Here is a 12,574-nt window from a genome sequence, read left to right as displayed (position 1 = left end):
CTTACTCTGTGGCCCGGCGTGCCTGTGGACCTGGCGCTGCATCTTCGATCCCGGCGCAGCGCGGGCACAGACAGGCCTTGTCGCGAAGGTTATCCGGCAGCGCTGCCAGCAATGCAGGGTCGATGCTTTGCGAAAAGCACCAGCAGGGCTGGTCCACGGTACGCGGATCGGCCAGGCTGCATTGGTTGCTGAAGCCGCACAAGGGGCACAGCGCGGTGTCAGTGGAGGCCGTTGTCATGTCGGAGGTAAGTGCCGTGCTGGATGATCGGGGTGTTTGGTTCAGGCCATATTAGCAATCACCGAGCTCGCTGTCGGGGCATGATAGACGGGTGAACGGTTCATCAGCGCCGATATCGCCGCACACCGGCAGTGCACCAGCAATATTCTGTCGTAATGGATGCCTTGAATGGATAGGCTTTCGAACAGGTCGGCCAGCGATGGTGGGGGCATGCCAAAGCGATTGCGTACTGTCAGAACATCCATCGGCGTCGGCGGCAACCAGCCGCGCAAGGGCGACGCCCGCGAGTTGCCCACCACGCTTGCGATCTCGTCATAACTCTCGCTGGTCGTCGTCTGAAACTTGGACAGGCTGTAGTTCTTCAGTCTGCCGGGCAGCGAAGTGCCTGCTATCAGCTTGTTGGTGAGAAGCAGGGGTTCAAGTGGCGTGGGCTGCATCACGCTGTGCACTGCCGTGTTGGAACGTGCGAATGGCCGGGCATCCTTGTTGACGACCCGATGCAGTTTCGGGTCCACCAGTTCGTAGCCATGCGGCGCGTAGGTGCGAATCTCGGTGCCGTTGGGGATCTTCACGGTTCGCGACCACGGCGTATAGTACCCGTGGCTGCTGACCACCAGAGTGCGCGCCTGACCTCTGTCCGACGTCCATAAAAGGAACCTTCTTCCCAGCTTCCAGGCATGGACCTGCAACAGGTTTGATGAGACGGCAGTGCTGACAGTCCAGCGTTTGAGCAGGGCGTCGGTGTGAAAGAACTTCTCCAGCCGGGTCTGGCGCGGTGTGACAAACTGCCTGCGCAATGGTCGTGTGCCGAACGCCCGGTCGAGCGTAATCGCTACGGTTTGGGAACTGCTCACGGCAGGTTTTACGATTCGGCTCAGTGAGCGCAGCATTCTTGGCGTGTGCGGAGCCAGTTGCAGCAAGCCCAGCGTTAGCGTGGCCAGCAGCGCCTGGTTTTTCTCTGCGTAACGGCTGCCCGGCAGATGCGTTGCGGTAATAGCCAGCGAGGTGATGCCAATCTCTGTCGCCAGGGAGGCGACAAGCGCAGGTGTCAGCAACAATGACATCGGCACCAGCAGCCGCTGTAATTGCTGAAGCCGGTCGGTCCAGTCCGCCAGTGTTACCTGCGTCGACGTGACGATCTGATCCTCTGCGTCATCCAGTGCGTTCTGCTTGAGCAGTTGGTGCAGAAAAGCGAATGGCGTGTCTTCCAGCCTTTTTTCACACAACGACTGGCTCATGGCCTGGCGCGTGTCAGGGTTGTAAAGCGCATCGGTCCAGGGGCGAAGGATGGAAACGGGCGGGTTGGGCGCCTGTGTCCCGGCCCATAATTTGAGCAGGTAGTCCAGGCGCTGGTGATGGCGGCGGGGAACATAGCGCATGACCGTCTCACGCCATTCTGGATTGGCTGCTGCCCGGTTCAGATGCAGCTTCAGCGTCGTGTCATCTGCAAACTCGATGAACGCATCGGCATGTCCTGCCTGATAAAGCACGTTCGGCAAGCCCGGCTGCTCAAGTACCAGCAGGCCGGTGTATTGCTCCTGCATGCCGTCGGTCAACGCGCCTTGAACGAAAAAACCGAGTGACCGCCATTGATCGGGCGCAGCCGGCGCAAGGGTTTCCACGAGCAGATCGAAGGTGCCGCGCGTGAGGCTGCCGCGCTTCAGGCTGATCAGCGCCTGGCTGATGAACGTGGTTCTGAACGCCTGTTCTATGGGGGCTCTCTGCTGATCCCAGAAGTCGTGGATGCGCTGAGTCATCCAGGTCAGAAAGTCGAAAGCTCTGATGTAGTCCTCGATCGCCTGCGGGCTGATCTCCAGTACCTGACCCTGCTCACTGTCGCCCTGTCCGGTGGGGTCGAAAAAGACCACGGTACCGCCGCCGTGATCGTTGTAGCCAGCAGGATGATCGACTCGATAATTGCTCATCAGCGCCTCGCTCAGGCTGATCGGCCTCGGGTCGGGCGTGTGCACATACGTAGGCGGCAACCGGGGGTTGCCTAAGGGGTTGCTCGAATAGCCAGGTTGATAAGCAATGAACACCTGCTCGGGGTTGAGCGTCAGCGCGTGGTTTTCCTGCAGATAGTTCGCCATGACCTGGCCGGCCATTTTCGACGCAACCGGGATCTGCTCCAAAATGCCCGGCTGTGTCTGCCACAGGTCGGCTGCACCTGCCAGCGCCAGGCCGCGAGCGACTGGCCTGAGCAGGTCGAGCGTGCTGCGCGCGTGGCTGTCGGCAAGAAGCCCGGCGAACGAAGCCTGGGTCAGTGCGCTGAACAGGTCGCCTTCGATCAGTGGCGCCTCGACAACGATGCCGGCGTGCTGCTCAAGCGAAAGAAATACCTGGCCGTAGAGCCCTGAGGCGTTCATGGCCGTCAACAGCCGCTTGCTCATCTGGCGTGGATCATCGCTGATGTATTCGATGACGTTGCCCTTGGCACCCAGAATGTGAATGAAACAGTGCGACGTGGTTTTCGAGCTGATCTGAAATATCCCCGGCACCTGTTTGCCATTCAGCGTCAGGACCCGGACCTCGGATTTTTCACCTCGTCCGCTCATGCTGATCGTGTCGGTGTCGACGGGAGACCGGTCAAGTCCCATGGCGTCCCGCGCCAGCCAATAACCGTCCCGGCTGATGTGCCTGTGGTTGAGCTGCCGAGCCAGGTTGTCAAGGAACGCCAGCCGCGACAAGGTGCGCCAGGTTGCCTCGTGGCGGGCTCTGAACGCCTCCAGTACGGCGTTGTAATTGCGTTTGAGCGGCAGCTCGCCGATCAGCTTGAACATTCGCGCCGTGGTCAGAGCTGGCGTGTCTTCGCACAGTGAAAAGTCGGCAAGGGTGCTACGAGACAGCGCCTGGAAATGCGCGGGGTCGAAGCTGGCCAGCGCTACATCGGTCAGCGACAGGCTGACGCTGTAATGCTCGTGTCAATTGTCGTCCACAGCAGGTCGGTCATCATCGCTGAAGGTGATTTGCAGTACGTCCGGGTCGAGTGCCTTGCCGCTCTGCTGCCTGAGCAGCGTGGTCAATTGCTGGCGAACGAAATCCTGTCGGGTCGGTGGAAAGTCCATGTCCAGTTGGCAGGCTTTCAGGAGCAATGTCGAGTCGGCAATCTGCCGGAAACCTGCGCTGCTACGCATGGCTCTGAGTTGACGTTCGATGTGTGGCGCGGCGTCTTCCGGCTCGCTTTCTTCGGCTATCGCAGGCAACGGCGTCGGTTCGGGCGCTGAAAAGCCGTCCGGCAGGATAAACGGCGCCGACGCGTTCAACGTGTCGTGCCTGCTATTGCTGTGCTCGGGGCGCAGAATGCTGGTTTGTTCCAGCAGCAAAGAGGACGGGTGAAACAGTGTGTCCTGACGAAGCGGACTCCAGATGGGATTCATGACGTGCGGTCAAAATGAGTGAATGCCCATTATTTCGGGAAGCGCGATGTGGAAGGTCATAACTATGTAGTGCGACTGCTCATCGCGTTGAAAGAGCAAGGCGGCACGTCTGAGCATGCCGCCTTTATGCTTAATGCTGTTGCTGCAAGTGCGCGCGCCAGCCACCGAGAGGGCTGATGTCGCGTGCACCCTCCAGACCATAGGCTTCGCAGATGAAACCGGTCTCCCAGCGACCGTCGGCCAATTGCACTTTGCCCAGCCCGAGCGGTGCTGGAATGCCGGTCAGAAACGACCCCAACTCGATACTTGGCAACTCCCAGACCTCCACGTCGATGGCTACGCCGTGTTCGGCCACCCGCACCATGCCAGGCCGGAAGGGCGGACCACCGGCCAGCGCATACAACCGATAGTCGGCCGAGCTTTGCGTGGTTTCCAGCAGGCGTGCCCCGCGTTGCCTGAGTTGCCAGTTCAAGGCCAGCCCGTCCAGATGGGCACCGCAGACCACCAGCCGCGCCATATCGTTGCGCGCAGTGGTCTGCGGCACAGTCAGCCGAGGTGATTCGCCGCCAATCAAGGGCAGGGCGGTTTGCCGCTGCATGGCGTCGGCCAGACTGAGCAGGTACTGATCGGTGAATGCCCGTCCGAACAACGTCACGCCCCACGGCAGACCGTTGCCCATGAAAGCGCTGGGCACGGCGACGGCGGCGTAATCGAGCAGGTTGACGAAATTCGTGTAGTAACCCAGCTCCGAATTGCGCAACACCGGCTCGGCCGCCAGCTCTGCCAATGTCACCGGGCGGCCGATGCTTGGCGTCACCACGCACTCCAGCCCTTCAAGTGCCCGATCGCACGCTGCCTTGAGCGCTTGCAGGCGGTATTGCGCGCGAAACGTATCGACTCCACTGACCTGGGGAGCCTTGGCCAGCACGTCGCGGATCACCGGCAATACCGCGTCAGGGTGTTCTTCCATTAACTGCCCGGCGACGCTGTAGCGTTCGGCCACCCACGGCCCCTCGTACAACAACCGCGCCGCTTCGAGAAACGGTGACAGGTCCACCGTGACCGCTTCGCCACCCAGCGCGGTCAGGTGGTCGATGGCAGCCTTGAACAGCCTCGGCCCTTCGGTACAGCCGAAGAACTGCAGGTCCTCGGCGCGGGGTACTCCGAAGCGAAACGGGCGAGGTGCGCCAAAAGCCGAGGCGTCGTTCCACAGCGGGTTGCGACGGCTGTACTCGTCGCGCGGATCAAATGTGGCGATCAGCGCCAATAGCTCGCTGGCTTCCCGTGCTGTGGCGGTGAAGGTCGAGACACAATCCTGCGTGCGGCATGCGGGCACCACGCCTGCCGTGGAAATCAGCCCCTTGCTGGCTTTCATCCCCACCAGGTTGTTCAGGGCCGCAGGCACCCGGCCCGAGCCCGCCGTATCGGTGCCCAGCGAGAAACTGCTGACGCCCAGCGCCACGGCTAGCGACGAGCCGGCGCTCGAGCCGCCGGACGGGTACTCGTTCAACACGCTGTTGGGGCAGGCGCCATAGGGCGAGCGGCTGCCGTTCAAGCCCGTGGCGAACTGGTCCAGATTGGTCTTGCCCATGGGCACTGCGCCCAGCGCGATCAGTTGCGTGACGACGCTTGCCGAGTGTTCGGGTGTGTAGGCATAGTCCGGGCAGGCCGCGGTGGTTGGAATGGCCGCCAGATCAATATTGTCCTTGATCGCGAAGGGCACGCCGAACAGCGGCAGGTCTCTGGGATCACGATCGTCCAGCGCGGCCAGGTAAGGCTCGAGTTCAGCTGCGCTGAGCAGGTGGATGAACAGGTGATAATCGCTGTTCAGCCGTGCGGCCTTTTCGCGCAGCGCCAAAATCAGCTGGCGCGGTGATATCCGGCCTGACTGGTAGGCCGCGCGGACGGTGTCCAGGCGCAGGTCATTGGGCAGTGCTGTGTCGTTCATGACGGGATTCCCTCGAAAGTAAAAAGTCGGTCGATTCAGTCTGCGGCCAGCACCACGACCCGTTGCCCTGCGCGTACTGCCGAGCCGGGTTGCACCCTGACGTCCTGCACCACGCCGGCGATCGGGGCGTGCAGGGGGATTTCCATTTTCATCGACTCCAGAATCACCAGCACATCGCCCGCTTCCACGCGGTCGCCCGGTTGCACCTGGACTTGCCAGAGATTGCCGGCGATGTGGCTGTCGACGCCTTGCTGGCCGGTTTGCAGAGGCTGTTCTTCAGTGTTCGACGCCACGCCTTCATCGCTCTCAAAATCGGCCTGCCCGTTGGCGATCCAGCGTTCGCGCTCGGCGTTGAAGGCGGCGTTTTGCTGGGCGCGGAATGCCGTAATACCTTCGGCTTCGCGGCTCAGGAAGGCCTGGTAGTCAGCCAGATTCAGGGTGCTGTGTTCGATGTTCAGGGCGAAGCGACCCAGCGGGAAGTCGCGGCGGATACGCAACAGTTCGTCGGCGCTGACCGGGTAGAAACGGATCTGATCGAAGAAGCGCAACAGCCATGGTTTGCCCTCGAAGGCGGCGACGTCGCGATAGCGATTCCACATCTGCAGCGTGCGGCCGACGAACTGATAACCGCCGGGGCCTTCCATGCCGTACACGCACATGTAGGCGCCGCCGATGCCCACCGAATTCTCGGCGGTCCAGGTACGCGCCGGGTTGTACTTGGTGGTCACTAATCGATGACGCGGGTCCAGAGGCGTGGCGACCGGTGCGCCGAGGTAGACATCGCCCAGCCCCATGACCAGATAACTGGCGTCGAACACCGTGCGCTGTACTTCATCGAGGTTGGGCAGATCATTGATGCGGCGGATGAACTCCAGGTTGCTCGGGCACCAGGGGGCGTCCTTGCGCACGGTGGTCATGTATTTTTCGATGGCCAGTTGGCAGGCCGGGTCATCCCAGGACAGTGGCAGATGGACGATGCGCGAGGCCACTTGCAGGTCTTTCGCGGCGCACACGGCGTCCCACTCTCCGGCGACGATGTCGAGCAGTTGCCGAAGCGGCAGTTGCTCGGGGCGGTAATGGACTTGCAGTGAGCGAATGCCCGGCGTCAGATCGATCACCCCCGCCAGCGCCTTGGCCTCCAGCGCAAGCATCAAGGCATGGCCGCGCAGACGCAGCACCAGATCCAGCTCCGGCGCCCCGATTTCCAGGAGCAGATGGGTATCGCCGGACAGGCGCGCAACCAGGCGTTTATCGTCCTGACCGATGTCGAGAATGATCGGGGAGGGCAGATCCTCTATGCGGACAACTTCGCTTTCACAGGAGTTTGCGGTGCCTTGTGGGAGCGAGCTTGCTCGCGAAGAGGTCGGTACAGCCGATGTATTTTCTGGGTCAGGAATATAGCCTTCGCGAGCAGTCGATGGATTTTCTGGGTCAGGAATATAGCCTTCGCGAGCAGTCGATGGATTTACTGCGTCTGGAATATAGCCTTCGCGAACAAGCTCGCTTCTACGGGAGTTTGTGGTGCCTTGTGGGAGCGAGCTTGCTCGCGAAGAGGACGGTACAGTCGATGGGTTTTCTGTGTGTGGAATATAGCTTTCGCGAGCAAGCTCGCTCCCACGGGTGTTTTTCCAGTGAGATGTTGAGTTCATCGCTGCATGACACGCCTCGACACTCACCGGATGAAACCGGACCCTGTCGCCAGCCTTCAATTGCCCTAGCTGCCACAGGTCCGCTTCGATGATGGTCACCGGGCACACGAATCCGCCCAGGCTGGGTCCATCCGGGCCCAGGATTACCGGCATGTCGCCGGTGAAATCCACCGCGCCGATCGCATAGGGGTTGTCGTGAATGTTGGACGGGTGCAACCCCGCCTCACCACCATCTGCACGCACCCATTCGGGTTTGGGGCCGATCAGACGTACGCCTGTGCGGCTGGAGTTGAAATGCACTTCCCAGTCGGTCGCAAAAAACCTCTCGATGTACGCTTCGGTGAAGTATTCCGGGGCCGCATGCGGGCCGTAAATGACCCTCATCCGGCGGATATCTGTCAGCGCTTCAAGGGCTTCATCGGCAATCCGCTGTCCCGTACTGCGTTCCACCAGAGGCGCGATGTGCAGCACATCGCCGGCCCTCAGCGCGCGGCCTCCGTGACCGCCGAACTGGCCGAGGGTAAAGGTACTTTTGCTGCCCAGATAATCCGGCACGTCGAGCCCACCGCGCACGCACAGGTAGCTGCGTACACCGGCACCTGCGATGGTGCCCAGCGACAACGTCGACCCGGCGTGCACCAGAAGCGCGGTGTTCATGGCACAGGATTGGCCATCGACGGTGATCGGGATATGCGCACCGGTCACTGCGACCACCGCATCGGTGTTGAAACGCAATAACGGCCCGCTCATGGTGATTTCCAGCGCAGCGCATCCTTCGGGGTTACCCAGCAGGCCATTGCCCTGGCGCAACGCGCGGCTGTCCATCGGACCGGATGGCGGTACGCCGACCGCCCAGTAGCCCAGTCGTCCCGGATAATCCTGAACGCTGGTCTGCGTGCCGCCGCTCAACACCTCGAAGGTGTCAGCGTGATACACCAGATCTTCCAGGCAGCGGGTCCACGGCTGGCCACTGGCGAACGGCGCGTCGGCAATGATCTGGCGCAGATAGTCGCGATTGGTTTCCACACCGTACAGACGCGTTTCGTTCAGCGCGTCGATCAGTCCGGCGCTGGCGTCCTCGCGGGTCGGTGCCCAACGGATCAGCTTGGCGATCATCGGGTCGAAGTACGGCGGTATCTCGCAGCCGGCCTCGACCCAAGTGTCGATACGTAGCGTTCGGCCATCGGCAGGCGGGAAATCAGCCGCAGTCAGCAAGCCAGGGCAGGGCTGAAAGTCACGCCCCGGATCTTCCGCGTACAGCCGCGCCTGAATCGCATGGCCAACCGGTTTCAGGCCGGCCTGCAACTGATCCAGCGGCGGTAGATCACCGGCAGCCAGTTGCACCATCCAGCTGACCAGATCCACGCCCCAGACCTGCTCGGTGACGCCGTGCTCGACCTGCAGGCGTGTGTTCACTTCCAGAAAATAGAAGCGCTGATCGTCACTGTCGAGGACGAACTCGACCGTCCCGGCGCTGCGATAATTGACTGCCCTGGCGAGTTTGACAGCCGCTGCGCAGAGTTCTTCGGCCATGCCGTGCGGCAGGTTCGGGGCCGGGGTTTCTTCCAGTACTTTCTGATTGCGCCGCTGTACCGAGCAGTCGCGTACGCCGAGCGCCAGCACCTCGCCCTGGCCGTCACCGAACACCTGTACTTCCAGATGGCGCGCGCGCTGGATGTATTTCTCGATGAACACACCCGCGTCGCTGAAATTGTTCTGGCCAAGGCGCTTCACCGCCTCGAACGAGTCGGCCAGTTCTTCAGCGCTGCGGCACACTCGCATGCCGATCCCGCCACCGCCTGCAGTGCTCTTGAGCATGACCGGATAGCCGATGGTACGGGCCGCCGCGATGGCTGATTCAAGGCTGTCGAGCAGTTCGGTGCCTTCGAGCATGGGCACGCCATGCTGTCTGGCCAGTGCGCGGGCAGTGTGCTTGAGGCCGAATACGCGCAGTTGCTCGGGTGTTGGCCCGACGAAGGCGATACAGGCGTCTTCGCAGGCTTGAGCGAACGCGGCGTTTTCGGAGAGGAACCCGTAGCCGGGATGAATGGCTTTGGCGCCGCTGGCTTTGGCAATGGCGAGGATCTTGTCCACCGCCAGATAGGTTCCGGCTGCGCCACCTTCGCCCAGGCTGTGGGCTTCGTCGGCCTGCATCAGGTGCAGGCTGGCAGCGTCGGCTTCGGAATACACCGCCACGCCCTTGACCTGCAAGGTACGCAGGGTCCGCAGGATGCGGCAGGCAATGGCGCCACGGTTGGCGATCAGCAGTTTGTCGAACATGGCATAACCCCGGAAACCCAGTCGCGCTCGGTTTCGTGATGGGAAGCGGGCCGTCCCGCTATTGATCAATCTACGCAACGGTCGTCCGTTGCTGAGGGCAGGTGCCGGGTCAGTCGCGAATCAACAGCTGCGCAGGCGTCGGGTTGTAGCCATTGCAGGGGTTGTTGAGCTGCGGACAGTTGGAAATCAGCACGATCACGTCCATTTCAGCGCGCAGCTCGACGTATTTGCCGGGCGCGGAAATACCGTCTTCGAAGGTCAGGCCGCCTTCGGCTGTCACCGGTACGTTCATGAAGAAATTGATGTTGGGGCCGATGTCTGCCTTGCTCAGGCGGCCGTCATGCACACAGGCGCGCAGGTAGTTGTCGCGGCAGCTGTGCATGTAGCGCTTTTCCAGGGCGTAGCGCACGGTGTTGCTCTCTTGCGCGCACGCGCCACCGAGTGTGTCGTGGCGACCGCAGGTGTCATCGACAATGGTCAGCATCGGCTGGCCGAGGTTGGAAAACAGCACGCTGCCGGTGGTCAGGTATACGCTGTTCTGGCGGCGCAGGGTGCGCTGCACATCGTAGCGCTCACGCGGGTTGCTCAGGCTGAAAAACAGCGTGTCGACGGCCTGGTTGCCTTGCAGATCGAGGATGCGCACGGTCTGCCCGGCCTTGACTTCGGCCAGGAACGGCTCGCCTGCCGGTATGGTTGCGTCGCAGCAAAGGTGAGTGTGTGAATTCATGACAGGGCTCCTCAGGCGAACAGGCGGTCGGTGTTGATGAAGCCGCGCTCGTTTTCCGGGCGCGATGTACGGCAGTGCTCGGCAACGCTGGCGTCGGCCTTCATCCAGCTGAGCTTGAGCGGTTGCGGGGCATATTCCGGGTTGGGGTCCATCGGGTGTTGCAGCGCGGTCAGTACCACCAGCGTGTCCATTGGTGCGTAGAGTTCGATGTAGTCACCGGCCTTGGAGTTGTTCGGCGCGAAGTGCAGGGTTCCTGTCTCGTCGACATCGACACGGCTGAACAGGTTGAGGGTCATCAACAGGTCGGACAGCCCCAGCCCCCATTTGCCCAGCTCGACCAGCAGGTTGTCGACGCCATTGCGGAAGAAGCCGTTGCGCAATTCCTGATAACGGCCCTGGCCGTATTTTTCAGCGACTTCCTGCGCATTGAGCACGCCGCCGATGCTGTCGCTCCAGCCGCAGGTGTCAGTGACGATGGCCGCCAGCACTCGGCCCATGTCCGAATACAGGCAATGACCGTTGCTCAGGCGAGCGGTGTGCTGGCATTTGAGGCTGTCGGGCAGGTTCAGCCGCTCGGTTTTTTCGTGGGCGTTGAGCAGGGTCAGGCTGACGTTGGCGTTGCCGTGCAGGTCGGTCAGGCGCAGCAATTCACCGCGCTTGAGGACGAACGAACGATGGCCGCCACCGGGCAGCAGTTCTTCGGCGAAAACCGGATAAAGCGTGGTTGAGTCAGTCATTGAACGGGCTCCTCTGAAACGTTGAGCAGCGAATCGATGGCGGCGCGCTCGGCGCGGCGTTCGCTGTTGAGGGGGATGTCGTAAGTGATGCGCGCGCCATAGGCTCCGGGCGCGTGCGGGTCGTGGCGCACCTTGTCGAATACCAGCAGGCGGGTGCCGAGGTTGAAGCCTTCGGACAGGTCGTGGGTGACCATGAACACGGTCAGTTTGGTTTCGCGCCACAGGTCCAGCAGCAGGTGATGCATGTCCTTGCGGATACCAGGGTCGAGCGCGCCGAACGGCTCGTCCAGCAGCAGGACGCGGGGTTTCATGATCAGCGCCTGGGCAATCGCCAGTCGCTGTTGCATACCGCCGGACAATTGCGTCGGGTACTTGTCCAGCGCATGCCCCAGGCCGACCTTGCCGAGCAACTGTGCGGCGTGCTCGCGTGCCTCGTTTTTTGCCTGGCCGAACAGACGGCCGAGCCAGGGCGAGCGGGGCAGCTCCAGACCCAGTGCCACGTTGTCGAGCACCGACAGGTGCGGGAATACCGAATAGCGCTGAAACACCACGCCTCGGCTGGCATCCGGCTCATTGCGCAGCGCCGTCCCGTCCAGCGTGATCAGACCGCGACTGGGGGTTTCCTGACCCAGCAACAGGCGCAGAAAAGTCGATTTACCGCAGCCCGACGCGCCGACCAGCGTGCAGAACTCGCCTTCGGCCACGTCCAGGTTGAGGCCCTCGAGCACCACCTGGTCGGCGTATTGCTGCCAGACATTGCGCACACTGATAAAGCTCATGCCCGCGCTCCTTCGTACCAGGGAAAGGCACGTCGGGTCAGGGCCTTCAGACCCCAGTCCATCAGCCAGGCGAGCAGGGTGATCCACACCACATAGGGCAGAATCACGTCCATCGCCAGATAGCGCCGCACCAGGAAGATCCGGTAGCCCAGACCGTCAGTCGAGGCAATCGCCTCGGCGGCGATCAGGAACAGCCACGCCGAACCCAGCACCAGGCGCAGGGCGATTAACAGGCGTGGCAGCAATTGCGGCAGGATCACCCGCAGGATCAGTGTCCAGGTCGAGGCGCCGAGGGTTTGCGCCTTGATCAGCAGTTCGACCGGGATTTCACGGGCGCGCTGTTCCAGATCACGGGCCAGAATCGGTGTGATACCGATCACGATCAGCATCACCTTCGACAACTCGCCCAGACCGAACACGATGAACAGAATCGGCAGAATGGCCAGCGGCGGCACCATCGACAGTACCGTCAGCAAGGGCGACAGCGTTGCGCCGCACAACGGCAGGATGCCCGCTGCGATGCCCAGACACAGACCCAACAGCGCGCTGATCCCCAGGCCGATGGCGAGGCGTTGCAGGCTCGATGCGCTGTCCTGCCACAGCAGGTAGTCACCGCTGCGCGGGTCGGCAACGAACGCCATGCGCTTGACCGCATCGGCCATCTGTACCGCGCTGGGCAGCAGTTTGTCGCTGGGGTTTTCCGCAAGCCGGGTGGCCGAGCCCATGAAATAGGCGAACAGCAACAGGGCGAACGGCAGGATCACCAGTATCAGGCGACCGGCACGATCCGGATGGCGGTTTATCAAACGCATGGCAATGACCTTTCTACTGAACGTGAT

7 protein-coding genes and 1 pseudogene are annotated in these 12,574 nt (G+C 62.0%); all 8 read right to left on the bottom strand.

Annotation, left to right across the window (positions count from 1 at the left end; translation table 11 throughout):
- Window position 1: 1 nt before the first annotated feature.
- Window positions 2-238, bottom strand: a complete 237-nt coding sequence (locus PCPL58_RS22080; protein ID WP_065350440.1) for a cysteine-rich CWC family protein — start codon at window positions 236-238, stop codon at window positions 2-4.
- Between the two features lie 41 nt (window positions 239-279).
- Window positions 280-3,615: pseudogene (locus tag PCPL58_RS22075) on the bottom strand (dermonecrotic toxin domain-containing protein).
- A gap of 130 nt (window positions 3,616-3,745) precedes the next feature.
- Window positions 3,746-5,563, bottom strand: coding sequence for an allophanate hydrolase (atzF, locus tag PCPL58_RS22070; protein WP_065350439.1), 1,818 nt, complete (start codon window positions 5,561-5,563; stop codon window positions 3,746-3,748).
- Window positions 5,564-5,598: 35 nt separating this feature from the next.
- Window positions 5,599-9,492, bottom strand: coding sequence for an urea carboxylase (locus PCPL58_RS22065; protein ID WP_065350438.1), 3,894 nt, complete (start codon window positions 9,490-9,492; stop codon window positions 5,599-5,601).
- A gap of 109 nt (window positions 9,493-9,601) precedes the next feature.
- Window positions 9,602-10,219 (bottom strand): urea amidolyase associated protein UAAP2, encoded by a 618-nt coding sequence (locus tag PCPL58_RS22060; protein WP_002554928.1) that lies wholly within the window; start codon window positions 10,217-10,219, stop codon window positions 9,602-9,604.
- Window positions 10,220-10,230: 11 nt separating this feature from the next.
- Window positions 10,231-10,956: an urea amidolyase associated protein UAAP1 gene (locus tag PCPL58_RS22055; protein WP_003363757.1), complete on the bottom strand. Its 726-nt coding sequence runs from the start codon at window positions 10,954-10,956 to the stop codon at window positions 10,231-10,233.
- A complete protein-coding gene (locus PCPL58_RS22050; RefSeq protein WP_003431337.1) occupies window positions 10,953-11,735 on the bottom strand; it encodes an ABC transporter ATP-binding protein in 783 nt (260 codons plus the stop codon). The genes PCPL58_RS22055 and PCPL58_RS22050 overlap by 4 nt, the downstream gene beginning before the upstream one ends.
- Window positions 11,732-12,547, bottom strand: a complete 816-nt coding sequence (locus PCPL58_RS22045; protein WP_044308874.1) for an ABC transporter permease — start codon at window positions 12,545-12,547, stop codon at window positions 11,732-11,734. The genes PCPL58_RS22050 and PCPL58_RS22045 overlap by 4 nt, the downstream gene beginning before the upstream one ends.
- Window positions 12,548-12,574 lie beyond the last annotated feature (27 nt).

Origin of the sequence: Pseudomonas cerasi (genome assembly GCF_900074915.1) — a bacterium.
GTDB classification, from domain to species: Bacteria; Pseudomonadota; Gammaproteobacteria; order Pseudomonadales; family Pseudomonadaceae; genus Aquipseudomonas; species Aquipseudomonas cerasi.
This window is presented reverse-complemented; position numbering and strand designations above follow the sequence as displayed.